Annotated in this window: 14 protein-coding genes and 1 tRNA gene; 9 read left to right on the forward strand and 6 right to left on the reverse strand. The window is 73.3% G+C overall.

Features of this window, described 5'->3' with window-relative positions; all coding sequences use genetic code 11:
* Positions 1-3 precede the first annotated feature (3 nt).
* A complete protein-coding gene (locus AB0D04_RS20715; protein ID WP_362705173.1) occupies positions 4-435 on the reverse strand; it encodes a hypothetical protein in 432 nt (143 codons plus the stop codon).
* A gap of 246 nt (positions 436-681) precedes the next feature.
* Here AB0D04_RS20715 and AB0D04_RS20720 point away from each other — a divergent pair, with 246 nt between their 5' ends.
* Positions 682-2,082: a tetratricopeptide repeat protein gene (locus AB0D04_RS20720; protein WP_362705175.1), complete on the forward strand. Its 1,401-nt coding sequence runs from the start codon at positions 682-684 to the stop codon at positions 2,080-2,082.
* A 238-nt stretch (positions 2,083-2,320) separates the two neighbouring features.
* Here the strand turns inward: AB0D04_RS20720 and AB0D04_RS20725 are convergent, their stop codons facing one another.
* Positions 2,321-2,914, reverse strand: coding sequence for a histidine phosphatase family protein (locus tag AB0D04_RS20725; RefSeq protein ID WP_362705176.1), 594 nt, complete (start codon positions 2,912-2,914; stop codon positions 2,321-2,323).
* A gap of 325 nt (positions 2,915-3,239) precedes the next feature.
* On the opposite strand from AB0D04_RS20725, the gene AB0D04_RS20730 reads away from it, so the two are divergent.
* The 6 genes from AB0D04_RS20730 to AB0D04_RS20755 all read left to right on the forward strand — a co-directional run bounded on the left by AB0D04_RS20730 (position 3,240) and on the right by AB0D04_RS20755 (position 8,954).
* Entirely contained in the window at positions 3,240-4,424 is a 1,185-nt protein-coding gene (locus AB0D04_RS20730) for a hypothetical protein (RefSeq protein ID WP_362705266.1), read from the forward strand.
* Positions 4,415-5,956, forward strand: a complete 1,542-nt coding sequence (locus tag AB0D04_RS20735; RefSeq protein WP_362705178.1) for a hypothetical protein — start codon at positions 4,415-4,417, stop codon at positions 5,954-5,956. The genes AB0D04_RS20730 and AB0D04_RS20735 overlap by 10 nt, the downstream gene beginning before the upstream one ends.
* 133 nt (positions 5,957-6,089) lie before the next feature.
* Positions 6,090-7,427 (forward strand): AAA domain-containing protein, encoded by a 1,338-nt coding sequence (locus AB0D04_RS20740; protein WP_362705180.1) that lies wholly within the window; start codon positions 6,090-6,092, stop codon positions 7,425-7,427.
* Between the two features lie 215 nt (positions 7,428-7,642).
* Positions 7,643-8,026, forward strand: coding sequence for a hypothetical protein (locus tag AB0D04_RS20745; RefSeq protein WP_362705183.1), 384 nt, complete (start codon positions 7,643-7,645; stop codon positions 8,024-8,026).
* Between the two features lie 180 nt (positions 8,027-8,206).
* Positions 8,207-8,824, forward strand: coding sequence for a hypothetical protein (locus AB0D04_RS20750; protein ID WP_362705184.1), 618 nt, complete (start codon positions 8,207-8,209; stop codon positions 8,822-8,824).
* Between the two features lie 56 nt (positions 8,825-8,880).
* Positions 8,881-8,954 (forward strand) — tRNA-Lys (locus AB0D04_RS20755).
* 57 nt (positions 8,955-9,011) lie between these two features.
* Here the strand turns inward: AB0D04_RS20755 and AB0D04_RS20760 are convergent.
* Positions 9,012-10,259, reverse strand: a complete 1,248-nt coding sequence (locus AB0D04_RS20760) for a M6 family metalloprotease domain-containing protein (protein WP_362705269.1) — start codon at positions 10,257-10,259, stop codon at positions 9,012-9,014.
* A gap of 362 nt (positions 10,260-10,621) precedes the next feature.
* Here AB0D04_RS20760 and AB0D04_RS20765 point away from each other — a divergent pair, with 362 nt between their 5' ends.
* Complete coding sequence (locus AB0D04_RS20765) at positions 10,622-12,424, forward strand: EAL domain-containing protein (protein ID WP_362705185.1); 1,803 nt, start codon at positions 10,622-10,624, stop codon at positions 12,422-12,424.
* A 45-nt stretch (positions 12,425-12,469) separates the two neighbouring features.
* Here the strand turns inward: AB0D04_RS20765 and AB0D04_RS20770 are convergent, their stop codons facing one another.
* The 3 genes from AB0D04_RS20770 to AB0D04_RS20780 form a co-directional block, all read right to left on the reverse strand.
* Positions 12,470-13,585: an LLM class flavin-dependent oxidoreductase gene (locus AB0D04_RS20770; RefSeq protein WP_362705186.1), complete on the reverse strand. Its 1,116-nt coding sequence runs from the start codon at positions 13,583-13,585 to the stop codon at positions 12,470-12,472.
* A 146-nt stretch (positions 13,586-13,731) separates the two neighbouring features.
* Positions 13,732-14,457: a decarboxylase gene (locus tag AB0D04_RS20775; RefSeq protein WP_362705187.1), complete on the reverse strand. Its 726-nt coding sequence runs from the start codon at positions 14,455-14,457 to the stop codon at positions 13,732-13,734.
* A gap of 117 nt (positions 14,458-14,574) precedes the next feature.
* Positions 14,575-15,477, reverse strand: a complete 903-nt coding sequence (locus AB0D04_RS20780; protein WP_362705189.1) for a decarboxylase — start codon at positions 15,475-15,477, stop codon at positions 14,575-14,577.
* A 206-nt stretch (positions 15,478-15,683) separates the two neighbouring features.
* On the opposite strand from AB0D04_RS20780, the gene AB0D04_RS20785 reads away from it, so the two are divergent.
* Positions 15,684-16,649, forward strand: a complete 966-nt coding sequence (locus AB0D04_RS20785) for a D-2-hydroxyacid dehydrogenase (protein WP_362705192.1) — start codon at positions 15,684-15,686, stop codon at positions 16,647-16,649.
* Positions 16,650-16,711: the final 62 nt, after the last annotated feature.

Raw genomic sequence — 16,711 nt, forward strand, 5'->3', positions numbered from 1 at the left:
GCCTCACTGACAGCGGTCGACGGCCTCGATCGTGCGGGCCGCCTCGCCGAGCGCCGCCCGCAGCACGGCCGGGTCGGTGGCGTCGGCGTACGCGCCCTCCGGCGGCACCAGCCAGCCGGTGCCCGACACCGGCGGCTCCGGCACCGCGTCCCCGTCGCACACCGCCCCCGGCACCGGCCCGCGCCCGTACGTCTGGGTGCAGGCGCTGCCCGGTACGTCCCAGCCGTCGGCCGTGCCCGGCGGCACCAGGAAGCCGAGGGTGTGGCAGGCGCCGTCGTGCAGGACCGGCCCGACGCCGTCCCGCAGCCGCAGGATGTCGACGGCCTCCAGTCCCTGCCGGGCGGGCACCGTGACGAGGTCACACGGCGCTGCGCCCCCCTGCGGCGCGCCCCGTCCGGATCCGCCCACGCCTCTGCTCACGCCGGTCTCCCACATGGAGAACCCCTCCTCATGCACGCGCCGCGCCCTTTACACCGAGTTCAACGGCTTCGCATGTCAACAGCTACGGCGGCGTAACGCTGCAAAGGATGGCACTTCATGGCGGATCACAGGTGAGATGGGCGGTTTGTGACCAAACGCTGGGTATCGCGCCCCTGGTAGCCGGTACGGTCGTCCCCGCCGCACCGCCAGGAAGCGGCACCGCCACAAGATGGCACGGAAAGGCCACGGAGAGGGTCCGCCATGGCGTCGCCACCAGCAGAATCAGCGTCGTCCCACACCGTACCCGCCCGCCCGAACACCGCTTTCCGACAGCTGCGCGGCCGGCTGTCCCCGGGCGAGTTCGCGGCGGCGGTCCGACGGTCCGCCCGTGAGATCGGAGAGCAGGTCTCGTGCGACGCCCGCTATGTGGGCCGCGTCGAGTCCGGGGAGATCCGCTGCCCGAACTACGCCTACGAGCGCGTGTTCCGGCACATGTTCCCCGGTCTGGCGCTGCCGGACATGGGCTTCGCGCCGCGCGAGACGGTACGCGGACGGGGGGCGCGTACGGCGGTGAGCGCCGCGCCCCTGGCACCCGACCCCGACCACCGCGATACCTGTATCCAGATCTGCGAGGAGAGCGACGTGCTGCGTCGCGCGTTCATCACCGGCGGCCCGGCGGCCGCCCTGGGCATCAGCGCCCTGCACCCCACCGGAGCCGCCGCAGCCGTGCCCGGCCCCCGGGCACCCGCCGGCCGGGTCGGCGCGGCCGAGGCCACCGCCGTCGAGGAAGCCGTCCGCCGGATCCGACTGCTGGACGACCGGCACGGCGCGGAGGGCATCTACCGCCGCGCCACCCCGCCGCTGCGGGCCGCCTACGAACTGCTGGACGCCGGCACCCAGCGCCGCTCGGTCGCCGACCGGCTGCACTCCGGGGCGGGCGAACTCGCCATCACCGTGGGCTGGTTGGCACACGACTCGGGCCGCTTCGACGACGCCCGCTCGCACTACGCCGAGGCCCTGGCCACCGCACGGGTCTGCGGGGACGCGGCCCTGGAGGCGCACGCCTTCTGCAACACCGCCTTCCTGGCCCGCGATGCCGGGCGCCCCCGCGAGGCGGTGCGCGCCGCCCAGGCCGCGCAGCAGGCCGCCAAGCACCTCGGCTCGCCCCGGCTGCTGTCGCTGCTGGCGCTGCGGGAGGCGGGCGGCTGGGCGGCGCTGGCGGACCGTACGGGCTGCGAGCAGGCGCTGGCGCGGGCCGAGCGGCTCTTCGCGGCCGGGCACCGGGACAACGACCCCGAATGGATGACCTTTTACGGCGAGGCCGAACTGGCGGGCCTGGCGGCGCAGTGCTGGTCGGCGCTGGGCAAGGGGGAGCGCGCGGCGGATTTCGCGCGCCGTGCGGTGAGTCTGCAGGACCCTCACTTCACCCGGAACATCGCCCTGTTCACCGCGGAACTGGCGGGCGATCTGGCGGACAGCGGCGCCCCGGAGGAGGCCGCGGCAACCGGGATGCGGGCCCTGGCCCTGCTGGACCAGGTCCAGTCGGCCCGTATCCGCACGATGCTCGACCGCACCGCCCGCACCCTCCACGGCCACCGGGGCACCGGCCCGGTCGCCGACTTCCTGGACCGGCATGCGTCGGCGGGAGCGGCGGCGCTCTGACCGCTGAACTCGGGGCCGGATGCGGTCGGTTCGGCCGTCAGCTCCGCCGTCTGCGGGTCGCCGGGGGCGTCCGGAGCCGAGCCCGAGGCAGGCCGCCGCATCGCACGCCTTGACGTGCCGGGCGGCGTACAGGCTGCGCATCCCCTCGTCCAGGAACACCGGGCCGGCCGGGTTGCGCTGCCGCGGCGGCAGTGCCCCGGCCCTCGCCGCGCACTTCGCCCCCGCGGCTTCCGCCCCGTCAGCCCAGGTGGCCCGTGTCGTTCCACCGCTCGATCGCCGGCTCCCCGTAGGCCCAGCCGAGCACCGACAGGGAAGTGGGGTCCAGCCGGATGCGGGCGCCGAAGGAGATGTCCAGGCCCAGCCAGCGGGCGCCGAGGGCACGCAGGATGTGGCCGTGGGCGAAGAGCAGGACGTCGCGGTCGGCGGCGCGGGCCCAGGCGATGACCTCGTCGGCCCGGGCGGTCACCTGGGCGAGGGTCTCGCCCTCGGGGACGCCGTCGCGCCAGATGAGCCAGTCGGGGCGGCCGGCCTTGATCTCGGCCGGGGTCAGCCCCTCGTACGCGCCGTAGTCGAACTCCATCAGCGCGTCCCAGTCCTGCGCCCGGCCGCCGAAGCCGGCCAGTTCGCAGGTCTCCTTCGCGCGGACGAGGGGGCTGGTGCGGACCTCGACGTCGGGCAGGCCGTTCCAGGGGGTGCGGTGCAGGCGCTCGCCCAGGAGCTTGGCGCCGCGGCGGCCCTCGTCCAGGAGGGGGATGTCGGTACGTCCGGTGTGCTTGCCGGAACGGGACCACTCGGTCTGCCCGTGCCGGGCCAGGAATATGCGCGCTGCCATGGTCGTGCCTCTCGCCTCTCGCCGAATTTCTCGGTCGTGCGCCGAATCTCTCGGTCGTTCGCTGATCACTGGTGGTTGAGTGTTCTCGGCGCGGGCGGCGTTGACCGCGGTACTCGGTTCCATCATCGCGCACGGGGTGGATATGTCCGTAACCGGGGATGCCGCCGCCACCGGGACAGGACCTCATCGGGCGCCGATCTGTGGGGGGTTGCCCCGCGTGTCAGTGCCGGATGCGAGACTTTCGCAGGTGAACGTTTCCCGCGACAGTCGACCCGCGGCGGCCGCTCCGCCGGCGGGGCAGCAGACGCCGACACCGAGCCTGCGCATGGGGGCACCTCCCGGCGTCGGCCGGGGCAGGCTCGCCGAGCTGCGCGGTCCCGGCGTACGGCCCCGTTCGCTCGATGCCCGTGCGCTGGCCGCGCTGGCCGCCAACCCGGGCTGCCGGCGCCGTGCGCTGCTGGACGGCGCGGGGATCGACAAGGGGGCGCTGGCGCAGGCGCTCGGCTCACCCGCGACATACGGCCAGTCCCAGTTCGCGATCATGCGTGGCATCACCTTCGAGTCACGGGTCAAGGCCGACGGCGGCGCGGCCCTAATGCAGCTGCTGCACGAGCGGCTCCGGACGGGCACCGCGCCACCGGAGGCCGAGGAGGTCGCCGTCCCCGATCTGTCCGCCGCCGGCCTCGAGGGCCGCGCGGCCCGTACGGCGCTGGCGCTGCGCGAGGCGACCGCGGCCGGGGGCTGGGCGCTGCTGGACCATCCGATGCTGGCCGTCGAGGTGGCCGGCTCGCCGGTCTATGTGGAGCCGGATGCGGTGGTGGTGCATCCGGACGGCAGCTGGACGGTCGTGGAGATCAAGTCCTTCCCGATGATCGACGGCGCGGCGGACGCCTCCAAGGTGGGCGAGGCGGCCCGCCAGGCGGCGGTGTACGTGCTCGCGCTCGAGAACGTCGCCGGGCATGTCACCGCCCGGACGGGGCGCACGGTGCGGGTCCGCGACCGGGTGCTGCTGGTCTGCCCGAAGGACTTCTCCAACCTCCCCACCGCCGCGGCCGTCGACGTCCGCAAACAGCTCGCGACGACCCGGCGGCAGCTCACCCGCCTCACCCGCGTCGAGGAGATCGCCGCCGCCCTCCCCCCGGGAACCACCTTCGATCTGCGGCTCGCGGACGACGGCAGGACGCCGACACGGCCGGCCGAGGAGCTGACCGCGGCCGTCGAGACGGTCGACGCGGCCTACTCCCCGGAGTGCCTGGCCTCCTGCGAGCTGGCCTTCCACTGCCGTAAGCGGTCCCGTCAGCAGGGCGCGGTGGAGTCGCTGGGGCGCGGGGTGCGCGGTGAGCTGGGCGGGCTGCACACCATCGAGGCGGTGCTCACGGCGGCCGGACCCGAGCGCGCGGACGGCCCCGTCGCGGGCCCCGACGACCCGGCCGTGCTCGCCCTGCGCCGGGCGGCCGCGCTGCGCGCCGAGGCGCTGGCCGCCGCGGCAGAGGAGCGGGCATGTCCCTGATCGAGACGCTGGCCCGGATGGAGGCGGTGGCGGCGGGCCGCGCCGCGCCGCTGACCACGGCGCGCCACCGCCATCTGTCCGAACGGCCGCTGGTCCTCGTCCCGCTCACGACCGCGGGCGAGGCCGGCGCCCCGCTGGGCATGCTGGTCGGTACGGACCGTGAGAAGCCGCAGCTGCTGGCCGTACCGCAGCCGCGCGACCGCGAGCTGCGGTTCGCGTTCCTGGCGGAGCTGGCGGAGTCGGTGCTGCCGTATGTGGACGGCTTCGCGGACACCGTCGAGTGGGAGGAGCGCAAGGAGACCGATCCGGAGACCGGCAAGCGGGTCCCGGTGCAGGTCGAACTGTGCGCGGATGCCCCGCAGTTGATCGTGCCGAGCGCCTCGGGCATCGAGTTCGTACGGCTGCTGGGACGCTCGATGCGCTTCCGGCGGACGGCCGAGCAGGAGCCGGAGACGCCGTATCCCGCGCCGCCGCATGTCCCGCTGCTGGGCCGCTGGTTCACTCATTTCGGTGAGCGGGCCCGGGTGCCGGGCGCCAGTCTGCTGCTGTCCATGACGGGACTGCTGAGCCGCCACTGGGCCACCGGGCAGAGCATGCTGGAGGACCAGCATCTGGGCGCGCTGCTCGCCTGGATCGACCCGCCGCCGGGCGGGTCGGGCCAGGAGGCGGCCGAGCGGGCGGAGACGGGGCGCGACGCCGACGGCCAGCTGCTGTGCCCGCCGGCCGGCCCGGCCACGGACCCGGCGTTCGACAACCGGCTGCTCTCCCCCGCCATGGCCCGCTACGACGCCGGGCTGTCCGACGCCGAAGAAGAGATCCGCACCCTGGTCGAAGGCCAGCTGCGGCCGACCTGGGACGCCGTCTGGCAGGGCCTCGAGCTGCTGCGCGGTCTGCCGCCGGGGGCCCGGGTCACCGACCGCTGGAAGCGCGACCGCTGGTCCTACACCGCGCACCGCGACCGGGTGCGCGCCGGGGAACCGCCGCAGCCGAGGCGGGACGACGCCATCACCGCCGCCCAGAAGCTGGCCTCCCGCGAGGCCGCGCAGGCCCAGCTCGACGCCCAGGAGGCGCTGGACGACCCGCTGGTGATGGCGGGCCGCCGGCTGTCCGGCGAGGCGATGTGCGGCACGGTCGTCCATACCGAGATGGCGTACTCCGAGGGTCGGCGGCCGATGCCGCGCCCGCTGGTCACGCTGCGCACGGCCGACCGCCCGCAGCTGTCCGAGAACACCAGGCTCTACCGCCCGCTGCCCGACGGCCGGACCCAGACCGCCGAGTTCGTCTCCTATGTGGCCGGGGAGCGCGGCGGCCCGGTGGTGCGGCTGACGGGCGGGATGGGGCGCGGCAAGGAGCCGGAGCCCGGTTCGGTGCCGGAGCCCGGCGATGCGGTGACGTGGACGCTGTTCGAGCATTCCCCGCGCGGCGGCCCCGGGCTGCCGGACCCCGAGGACACCCCCTGGACGCACGGCGGGCCGCCGCCGACCGCCGCCGCGGGCGCCCCCGACCCCGTGACCGCGGAGGATTTCCTTTGAACCCTCCCCCAGCTGGGCAGGGGGATTCCTGGCTCACACCGCTCGGTCGCTCAGCAAACGATCGAGTCTTACACGATCAACACCAGCCGGGTCGGAACCAGCCCGGTTGCCCCGAAAGACAAGGAGGTTGCGCGTGCTTGGTTCTCGCCTCGACCCGTCGGCCGCGGCCGCCGCCGCGACGGACGCGATCCTGCATGACACGCTGCACGGCAGCCGGCGCGGCGTGGTCGTCGACTCCCCGCCGGGCGCGGGCAAGTCCACCCTGGTGGTCCGCGCGGCCCGCGAACTGGCCGCCGCGGGGCGCCCGTTGATGGTCGTCGCCCAGACCAACGCCCAGGTGGACGATCTCGTCCTCCGCCTGGCCGACAAGGACCCCGGCCTGCCGGTCGGCCGCCTCCACAGCAGCGACGTGAACGCCTTCGACCCCGCGCTGGCCGAGCTCCCCTCGGTCCGTACGTCCGCCAAGGTCGCCGACCTGGCGGGCATGGACATCGTCGTCTCGACGGCCGCCAAGTGGGCCTACACCAAGGTCGAGACGCCCTGGCAGCACGCCATCGTGGACGAGGCGTACCAGATGCGCTCCGATGCGCTGCTGGCCGTCGCCGGGCTCTTCGAGCGGGCGCTGTTCGTCGGCGATCCGGGCCAGCTGGACCCGTTCAGCGTGGTGGGCGCCGACCAGTGGGCCGGGCTGGCGTACGACCCGTCCTCCAGTGCCGTGGCCACGCTCCTGGCGCACAACCCCGACCTGCCGCAGCACCGCCTCCCGGTCTCCTGGCGCCTCCCGGCCTCCGCCGCGCCCCTGGTGTCCGACGCGTTCTACCCGTACACGCCGTTCCGCAGCGGTACGGACCACGGTGACCGCCGCCTTGCCTTCGGGGTGGCCGGGGACGGCTCGGGCGTGGACCGGGTCCTGGACGAGGCCGCCGAGTCCGGCTGGGGCCTGCTCGAACTCCCCGCCCGCCATACGCCCCGTACGGACCCGGAGGCGGTGCGCGCGGTGGCCCGGGTGGCGCGCCGGCTGCTCGACCGCGGTGGCGCCGCGACCAGCGAGAACTCCCCCGACCCGGTGCCGCTGACGGCCGACCGGATCGCGGTCGGCACGGCCCATCGCGACCAGGCGGCGGCGGTCCGTGCCGCGCTCGCCGACCTGGGCGTCACCGGCGTCACGGTGGACACCGCAAACCGCCTCCAGGGCCGCGAGTTCGACGTCACGGTCGTGCTGCACCCGCTCTCCGGCCGCCCCGACGCCACCGCCTTCCACCTGGAGACCGGCCGGCTGTGCGTGCTCGCCTCCCGCCACCGCCACGCCTGCATCGTGGTGTGCCGCGAGGGCGTCGCCGAGCTGCTGGACGAGCACCCTTCGACCGAGCCGGTCCAGCTGGGCGTCACGGTCAAGTTCCCCGACGGCTGGGAGGCCAACCACGCCGTCCTGGCACATCTGTCGGAGCACCGGGTGCGGTGGAGACCGTAGACCGGGCCGACGGGCGGGGCCGGGGCCGGGGCCGCGCTACGGGTCCGGCGTCCGGCGTGCCGCACAGGCCGCCCACCCGCGAACCGCACGTCCTCACCCGCCCACCCCCCGAAGGGGGGGCGGCGGGAAAAACCCAGGGCCCGGCCCCCGCCCCTGTGGCCCACTTGCGCGACGCGGGACAATGGAATGCGGCACACGATCCTGGAGGTACGTACATGTCCCAGCCGCGTCCGGCTTCCGACCCCCGCGCCGAGGCGCCGGCACCCCGGCGCAGGAGGCCCGCGTCACTGGTCTTCGAGCCGCCCGAGGCCGTCGCCGACCCCGAGCACTTCTTCGACCTGGAGTCGATGGAGGACCCGTGCGAGCTGCTGCGCCGCTCCACGGAGCTGACGCTGGCGTTCCGCGTGGCGGCCGACCGCGCCACGGAGTACCAGGCGATCGCGGCCGCCCAGCTGACCGACCCGAAGCGGTTCGACCGGATGCCGCTGGCCGTGCTCGCCGAGCAGGCGGAGTGGTCCGAGGACTACGCGCTGAAGATGATCGAGTTCGGCCGCGGTCTGATGCGGGACGGCGGCACCCACATCGCCGACGCCGGCTGAACACCGGCCGGCACGTCCCGCCCGTATCACTCGTCACACGTACCTCAGAACGGCTCATGTTCCCCGACTATGAGCCGCTGGCATATGCAAAGCGGGCAAGATACCTGCTCACACTCGGCGCCACCCCGTTTTCCGGCAATCCGCATATCCAGAACGCGGGAAATGGGTAGACCTGCCCCCATGAGCGACTGGCTGCCCGACACTCCCCGGACCCTCACGTTCCCCACAGCGGCGTACGTCACCCTCGCGGGCGCCGACTGGCTCGCCTCCGCCAGCCCTCATCCGCACACCCTCCAGGCCCTGTGGGCGACGCACCCCGCCGCCCCCAGCGTGCTGCCGTGCGGCACCGCCTTCGACGTGATCAACGCCCCGGCACTCTTCGGGCGCCGCATGGTGGACCGGTTATGGTCCGTGGGCCCCGGCTCGGGGCCGGTGGCGGCGCACCGCGGCCGGATCCTGCTGTTCGCCGCCGCCGGGAGCGCCCACCGGCTGCCGTCGCTGCTCGGCTGGGAGGAGTGGGCGCGCGCCGTACCGCCGCTGCTGTGCCACGGCAGCGGGGACGCGGTGACGGTCCCGCCGCTGCACCCCTGCCACACCTCCGTCGACGGCGCGGAGGGCGCCGGGGGCGCGGCCACCCCGGCCGCCTCCCGGTGGCTGGTCGCTCCCGACGTCCGCAATCCATGGCTGCCGGGCCCCGACGTCCTGCTGTGGGCCTGTGTCCGCGCGGCCCGCTGGGCGGCCGAGGAGGAGCGCGAAACCGCACCTCAGGGCCCGGTTCCGGCGCTGACTCCGGGCTGAGCGAAACCGATTTTCGCCCTCCCCGGGCCGGGTGCTACTGTTTCCTCCGTCAGCAGGCGCCGCTAGCTCAGTTGGTTAGAGCAGCTGACTCTTAATCAGCGGGTCCGGGGTTCGAGTCCCTGGCGGCGCACAGACGGTCGAAGGCCCTCACCTCGGTGGGGGCCTTCGTCGTGCCCGGGTGCGCGGTTCAGTCGGCGCGGGCGACCTTGACCGTCCAGTCCCCGTCGGAGCTGCGGCGCTCGACCTGGATCCGTACGCCGGCGTGCGCGTCGGTCAGGCTCTCCCCCACACCCAGTGGCGCGTCCGCGAGCGGCGGGTAGACGGAGGTGCCCCAGCACCCCGCGGTGCCGGGATGGCCGTCCAGTACGTGCACCGGGCCCGACCCGGAGGCCGTGTCGCTGTGCACGCGGTAGGCCAGGATGCCCTGGCTGCATACGGAGCGGTCGTTGCCGGCCGCGCCGCGCGCCTCGAGGGCGAGGACGCTGTCCGGGCCCGTACGGACCACCAGCAGCCGTCGGCGGCGGTCGTCGCCGGGCTCGGTGGGGGCGGACAGGGGGCGCAGCGAGTGCAGTGAGGGCGCGCGGCTCAGGGGTGTGCAGTCCACCTGGTCGTCGCCGAGCCAGCCGAGCTTCCACTTGTGCCAGGCGAAGGGATCGGGCGCCAGGCCGAACTGGCTGCCCATGAGGTCCCAGTCCCCCACATAGGTGTCCCAGTCGCCCCTGCCGTCCTGCGGGCGGTGGTAGAGGTCCGGCAGGTCGAAGACGTGGCCCGTCTCGTGGGCGAGGACATTGCGGTCCGGCGGGCTCTGCTCGAAGACGGTCACGAAGCGGCGCAGGTCGGTGTGGTCGGCGTGCATCGGCTCGTCCAGGTTGACGACCTTGGTGGCGTCCGAGTCGACGCCCGGAGCGTCCGGGTCGGCGACGAAATAGACCAGGTCGTAGCGGCTGAAGTCCACCGAGGAGTCCGCGGCGGCGACCGCGTCGCGCAGATAGGCCGAACGGCGGCCGGCGTCCCAGTCGCGCTGTATTCCGTACGCGGCGGACCGGTGCGGCATCTGCACCCACTTCTGGTGGAGGTGCGAGCGCAGCCGGAACCTGCCGTACGAGGCGCGGTCGAAGAAGCGTGAAGTGGCCGGGAAATAGTCCTTGGAGAGTTCGCCCGGCCGGGCTATGGGACGGGAGTCGGGGAAGGACAGGAAGATCATGACGGCGTCGAGCTTGCCGGTGGGGCGGGGATAGCCGCCGTTCCAGCTGTCCAGGCCCTCGGAGTGATGGGCCTCGGTGCGTCCCAGCGCGCAGGAGTGGGCGGCCTCGGAGGCGGTGGCGGGCCCCGCGACGACGGAGGTCGCGATCAGCGCGCTCAGCGAGGTGGTGACGGCTGCGAGGCGCCTCAGGCGGCGGCGCTCCACCCCGTCGGGTGTCTGGTCGCGCGGCACATCGACCTCCACGGGACGGATTCGAGAAACCTCCCCCACCCTGTGGCGTTTCTTGCCGTTCGTCCTGCTCGGGAGCCCAGACGAGTGACGCGGCGCGTCGCGGCTGTCCCGTAACGGAAAGTGACAAACGGCCATTCGTGTAATCGGCGCGAACACAGCCGTGCAGAAATGGCTGAAGTTCCGTCATGCAGGTCGATGATCACGGCTGCGTCGCTGGATCGGCCCCTGCACCAGCCTCTATGATCGCCACACTTTCCAGCGCGAGATCCACCCTCCATCACGAGACAAGCGCCATGCGGGAGCGAGCAGTGAGCGGACACCCCGACAGCACGGGCCGCACGCGCGGAGCGACGCTGCCATCCGTGACGGAACGTGATGGCAGGACCAAAGGATCCGGCGGTACGCGGCACCTCCCCCTGGGCCGCTGCGACGACACCGCCGCCGCGCTCGCCGACTACCGCGCCGCCTTCCACGCCGCCCGTCTCCCGATGGCCGTCCTCAACCGCGACGGACTGGTCCTCGCGGCCAACCCCGCCTTCGGCGAACTGGTCGGCACCGACCCGGACGACTTGGTCGCCGCCACCGCCGCGGACCTCACCGACCTCGGCGCGGACCCGCGGGTGTGGACCGCCTACCGCGAGGTGCTGTGCGGCCGCAGCGACCGGCTGCACTGCACCCGCCGCCTCAAACACCCCGACGGGCACTCCGTCTGGGTGGAAGTCACCGTCGAGCCGCAGATGGGTGAGGACCGGGTGCTGCTGTCCGTCGCCGACATCAGCGACCGGCACGATCTGCTCGCCCGCCTGCGGCATCTGCAGATGCACGACCCGGTGACCCGCCTGCCCAACCGTGCGCTCTTCTTCGAGCGGCTCTCCGCCGCCCTGGAGGCGGCCGCCTTCGAACCGGCCGGTACCGGACGGATCGGGCTGTGCTACCTCGACCTGGACGGCTTCAAGGCCGTCAACGACACCCTCGGGCACCGCGTCGGCGACCGGCTGCTGAGCGCCGTCGCCCAGCGGCTGACCCGCTGCGCGGAGACGGTCGGCGACCGCGGCCCCGGACACGGCGGCCATCTGGTGGCGCGCCTCGGGGGTGATGAATTCGCCCTTCTGGTGGAAAACTCCACCGGGACCGACCAGCTGGCCGAACTGGCCCGGTGCGTGCTCGACGCGTTGCAGCGGCCGTTCGACCTGGCGGGCCAGCGGCTGTCGGTCTCGGCGAGCATCGGCGTCGTCGAGCGGGCCGCCGCCGGCACCACCGTCACCGGGCTGATGCAGGCCGCGGACACCACGCTGTTCTGGGCAAAGGAGGACGGCAAGGCCCGCTGGACCCTCTTCGACCCGGAGCGCAATGCGCACCGGATGACCCGCCAGGCGCTGTCCAGCACGCTCCGCCCGGCCGTCGACCGCGGCGAATTCACCCTTGAGTACCAGCCACTGGTCGGACTGGGTGACGGCCGGGCGCAGGGCGTCGAGGCGCTGGTGCGCTGGCGGCATCCGCAGTTCGGAATGCTGTCGCCGAATCGGTTCATCGCACTGGCGGAGGAGAACGGCGCCATCGTCGAACTGGGCCGCTGGGTCCTGGAACGGGCCTGCCACCAGGCCCGCGCCTGGCAGCTGGCGCACCCCGGCGGCCAGCCGCTGTTCGTCAGCGTCAATGTGGCCGTACGTCAGGTGTGGGACTCCGACCTGGTCGCGGACGTGGCCGGCATCCTGGCCGAGACGGGCCTGCCGCCGCGCCTCCTCCAGCTGGAACTGACCGAGTCCGCGGTGATGGGCTCGGCCGGCCGGCCCCTGCAGGCCCTCCAGGCCCTCAGCGACATGGGCGTACGCATCGCCATCGACGACTTCGGCACCGGCTACTCCAACCTCGCCTACCTCAGCCGCCTCCCCGTCTCCGTCCTCAAGCTGGACGGTTCCTTCGTCCACGGCTTCCGCTCCCAGGAACACCCCAACCCCGCCGACGAAATGATCGTCGAGGCTCTGGTGGCCCTCGCCCACCGCCTCGGCCTCACCGTCACCGCCGAATGCGTCGAGAGCGCCGAGCAGGCGGAACGGCTGCGCCGCATCGGCTGCGACACGGGGCAGGGCTGGCTCTACTCCCGGCCGGTGGCCCCGGACCGGGTGGAGGCGCTGCTGGATGCGGGGCGGCGGACGGGGAGCTGATCGCCCCTCCGGCGGGGCCGGGGGGCCGCCGGCCCGGCGTACGGCCTACCCCTGCGGGAGCCCGTACGCATCGGCTATCAGCTCGTACGACCTCAGCCTGGCCGCGCCGTCGTGCGCATTGGCCGTGATCATCAGCTCGTCCGCGCCGGTGCGCTTGGCGAGGTCGTCGAGGCCCTGCCGGACGGTGTCGGGGGTGCCGTGGATGACATTGCCCAGCCAGGTGTCGACGAAGTCGCGTTCCCGTTCGCTGAACTCGTAGGACTCGGCCTCCTCCGGGGTGGGCACCAGGCCGGGGCGGCCGGTGCGCAGGCGGATCATCGACAGGGCGCCGGTCATGACCTGGCGGCGGGCCTCGCGCTCGTCCTCGCCGGCCAGGGCCGCGACACCTATGAGGGCGTACGGCTCGGAGAGGGCCTCGGAGGGGCGGAAGGAGGAGCGGTAGAGGTCGAGGGCGGGGACGGTGTTGGCAGCGGAGAAGTGGTGCGCAAAGGCGAACGGCAGGCCGAGCGCGCCGGCGAGCTGGGCGCTGAAGCCGGAGGAGCCGAGCAGCCAGAGGGGCGGACGGTGGGGGGACTGGACGCCGCCGGGCGAGGTGGCCTGCACCGGGCCGGGGACGGCGTGGATCTTGGCGTACGGGTGGCCGTCGGGGAAGGAGCCGTCCAGGAAGCGGGTCAACTCGAGCAGCTGCTGAGGAAATTCTTCCCCAAGCTCTCGGCTTCGCTCGGTACGGCGCAGCGCGGCCGCCGTGGCGCCGTCCGTGCCCGGTGCGCGGCCCAGGCCCAGGTCGACGCGGCCGGGGGCCATCGCCTCCAGCGTGCCGAACTGCTCGGCGATGACCAGCGGCGCGTGGTTGGGGAGCATCACGCCGCCGGAGCCGAGCCGTATCGATGAGGTGTGCGCGGCGAGGTGGGCGAGCAGCACGGCGGGCGAGGAGGAGGCGACGCCGGGCATGGAGTGGTGCTCGGCGACCCAGTAGCGGTGGAAGCCGCGGCGCTCTGCCGCACGGGCGATGCCGACGGCGGTGCGCACGGCGCCGGTGGCGGTGTTGCCGGCGCCGACGGTCACCAGGTCGAGCACGGACAGCGGGACGGGGGCGGTGCCCCTGGCGGGGCCCCGGATACCGTCGTCGTTGCCCGGGGTGTGGTCCTCTTCGCCGCTCACGGTGCGGATCCTCCTCGCGTCGCGCTGGTCTGCGAGGGGGTCAACCGGAGAAGCTCTCCGAATATTCCGGGCCGGTCGAACCGCTTCGGGCCGACCGGACCGGTTTCCGGGTCGGTGCCGCCGCTGCGGCTGTTCGCGCAGTACGGCTACTGGCGCGGCGCCCGAGCGAAGAGCGTGCCCAGCGGCGGGCAGGAGATCTCGCGGTCGAGGAGGCGCAGCCCTTCCCACACCGTGACCTGATTGGCGGTGAGGACCGGTTTGCCCAGCTCGGCTTCGAGGTCGGGCAGATACGCGGCGGTGTGCAGGGCGGTGTCCGGCAGCAGGACCGCCTCGGCGTCGGGATGGTCGCCGGCCCGCGCGAGCCGCAGCACCTCCTCGCGGCCCCAGGTGCCGACCTCGGCGGCGGTGATGATGCCGCTGCCGCAGGTGGCGACGACCTCCGCCCCGGCGGACTTCAAGAAGGTGCGGAAGTGCTCGGCCACGTCCTCCGGATACGTGGCGGCGATCGCGACCCGGCGCGCGCCGAGCGCCTGGACGGCGTGCGCGAAGGCGAAGGACGTACTGGAGGCGGGCAGGGCGGCCGTGGCCGACAGCTCCCGCACCTGTTCGTGCGCGCCGTCCCAGCCGAAGACGAAGCTGGCGCTCGTACAGGCCCAGACAACGGCTTGGGCGCCGCCTTCCTTGAGCGCGTCGACGCCGGCCGCGAGACGCGCGGCGGAGCCCATCTCCAGCAGCGCGTCGACCCGGTGGGCGTCCTCGCCGATATCGGTGTGGACGAGCGGCAGCCGGACCGCGCCGCCGAGCAGCCCTTCGATCCGGGGGTAGTCGTCCTCGGCGGAGTGGCCGGGGTAGAGGAAGCCGACCGATGCCATACAGCTCTCCCTTTCGTGTGTGGGCGGTGGGTGCAGGTGCCCCGTGGAGGGCTGCCGGCGGTGGGGCCGCCGGCAGCGCGAGGGGGCGCGGGGGTAGGGGTCGGGTGCGGACCGGCCTCACACCGGGGGCTGGGGTCCGGGATCCTCGGGCAGGTAGGGCGAGGGCTCGACGCCGTCACCCATCTCCCCGTCAGGAGGCGCGGGCGGCCCGGCGAACGCGGCCTCGGGGGTCACCCGTGGCCCGGCCGTCTCCGGCACCTGATTCATCGCGGCGGGGCCACGCCGTGCCACCGGGTCGAGCAGCGCCTGATACGGGCCTACCGCGTACACGCCGATGGCGCGCAGCGCGGCCCACATCGTGACCTGGTTGGCGGACAGTACGGGCATCCGCAGCTCGGCCTCCAGCTGCGGGATGACGTCGTAGGTCGGCAGGTTCGTACAGCTGATGAAGAGCGCGTCGGCGGCGCCGACCACGGCCGCCCGGGCCATGTCGACGACGTCGCGGTAGGGCACCTTCCAGATGTGCCGGGTCAGTCCGAGGTAGGCGCGGCCGGTGACCGTGATGCCCGCCTCGCCGAGATAGTCCTCCAGGGAGTCGGTGACCGATTTGGTGTACGGGGTCACCACCGCGATGCGCCGCGCGTCGATCTCGCGCAGCGCCTCGAGGAGCGCGCCCGATGTGGTGAGGGAGGGAACCTCCCCCGCCTGGGCCATGGCGGCACACATGGCCCGCTCGCCCGCCACACCTCCGACGAAGCTGCCGGAGGTGCAGGCATAGGAGATGACCTGCGGGGAGACCGCGCACAGTGCCTGCACGGCGGCCTGCAGGGTTTCGTGCTCGCTGACCAGACGGGCCAGATCGAGGCTGACCTCGACGGGCACGAAAGGAGTCCGGGTGAGATGGAGGGACACGTCGTCGGGGACCCAGCGCCACAGCTCACGGTCGAGTGCGAAGTCGAAGGGCGCGACGACGCCCACACCGAGCTGAGGCTGTGGGCCTCCGAGAAAAGAGACGTCCATGAAGGCCCCTAGAAGAACGAAGGGCTGGAATGGCCAGGCCAGTGGCCGGGAAGGTAATGCAGCCGGTGTATGCCGGGACGTCGGAACAGAGCCGTTGTTGACACGGTAGATACGACTTCTTAGCGTGGTCAATCCTCGCATCTCAGGCATCTTCTCGGCGCCCCTTTAAGTAAAAGGGACTCACGTTTCAGAACGGTTTCTGACCTATGTCCGAAAGCACCGTCCTTGTCCTTGGTTCCGACCCGCCGCCGAAGCTGGACCGGCTGACCGGCCGAGCCCGGGTGATCTATGCCGACGAGGCCTCGCTGGCCGGCCTACTCCCTTCCGCCGATGTGCTGTTGGCCTGGGATTTCACCTCCGATGCGATCCGCCGGGCGTGGCCCGAGAAGGGCCCCAAACCCGGGTGGGTGCACACCGCCAGCGCCGGCGTGGACCGGCTGCTGTGCCCGGCACTGATCGCCGACGACACGCTGGTGACCAATGCCCGGGGCGTCTTCGAGCAGCCGATCGCCGAGTACGTCGCCGGTCTGGTGATCGCCATGGCCAAAGATTTCTACGGAAGTTGGGAGCTCCAGCGGCAGCGGCGCTGGCAGCACCGCGAGACCCGCCGGGTGGCGGGCACCCGGGCGGTCGTGGTGGGCTCCGGCCCGATCGGCCGGGCCATCGGCACCACCCTCTTGGCACTGGGTGTCAAGGTTGATCTTGTCGGCCGCCGGGCCCGGCCGGACGACCCGGAATTCGGCCTCGTACACCCGGGTGACGCGCTGAACGGCCTGCTGCCCCGCGCGGATTGGGTGGTCTGCGCGGCGCCCCTGACGGAGGCGACCCGCGGCCTGTTCGGCAAGGAGGCGTTCGCCCTGATGCCGGCGCAGGCGCGGTTCATCAACATCGGGCGCGGCGCCCTGGTCGTCGAGGACGATCTGGTGGCGGCGCTGCGCGGCTGGCGGATCGCGGCCGCCGCGCTGGACGTCTTCGAGCAGGAGCCGCTGACGACCGACAGTCCCCTGTGGGACGTCCCGCACCTGATCGTCTCGCCGCACATGAGCGGCGACACGCTGGGCTGGCGGGACGCGCTCGCCGAGCAGTTCCAGGACAACTTCGACCAGTGGTCGGCCGGCCGGCCGCTGCGCAATCTCGTCGACAAACGGCTCGGGTACGTACCGGTGCAGTGACGGCGCGGGCCGCCCGGCCCCGGCCTCGCCCGCCGCCTCCCCGGGGGCGGCCAACGCTCGGA

It is taken from the genome of Streptomyces sp. NPDC048483 (genome assembly GCF_040651455.1).
Lineage (GTDB): Bacteria > Actinomycetota > Actinomycetes > Streptomycetales > Streptomycetaceae > Streptomyces.

What these genes read in the sequence shown, in the direction of transcription:
- AB0D04_RS20735 (WP_362705178.1), top strand. Translation starts at nt 4,415, where the DNA reads ATGTCCCTGATCGAGACGCTGGCCCGGATGGAGGCGGTGGCGGCGGGC.
- AB0D04_RS20780 (WP_362705189.1), bottom strand. Translation starts at nt 15,477, where the DNA reads ATGGACGTCTCTTTTCTCGGAGGCCCACAGCCTCAGCTCGGTGTGGGC.
- AB0D04_RS20745 (WP_362705183.1), top strand. Translation starts at nt 7,643, where the DNA reads ATGTCCCAGCCGCGTCCGGCTTCCGACCCCCGCGCCGAGGCGCCGGCA.
- AB0D04_RS20730 (WP_362705266.1), top strand. Translation starts at nt 3,240, where the DNA reads ATGGGGGCACCTCCCGGCGTCGGCCGGGGCAGGCTCGCCGAGCTGCGC.
- AB0D04_RS20775 (WP_362705187.1), bottom strand. Translation starts at nt 14,457, where the DNA reads ATGGCATCGGTCGGCTTCCTCTACCCCGGCCACTCCGCCGAGGACGAC.
- AB0D04_RS20715 (WP_362705173.1), bottom strand. Translation starts at nt 435, where the DNA reads ATGTGGGAGACCGGCGTGAGCAGAGGCGTGGGCGGATCCGGACGGGGC.
- AB0D04_RS20750 (WP_362705184.1), top strand. Translation starts at nt 8,207, where the DNA reads ATGAGCGACTGGCTGCCCGACACTCCCCGGACCCTCACGTTCCCCACA.
- AB0D04_RS20725 (WP_362705176.1), bottom strand. Translation starts at nt 2,914, where the DNA reads ATGGCAGCGCGCATATTCCTGGCCCGGCACGGGCAGACCGAGTGGTCC.
- AB0D04_RS20785 (WP_362705192.1), top strand. Translation starts at nt 15,684, where the DNA reads ATGTCCGAAAGCACCGTCCTTGTCCTTGGTTCCGACCCGCCGCCGAAG.
- AB0D04_RS20720 (WP_362705175.1), top strand. Translation starts at nt 682, where the DNA reads ATGGCGTCGCCACCAGCAGAATCAGCGTCGTCCCACACCGTACCCGCC.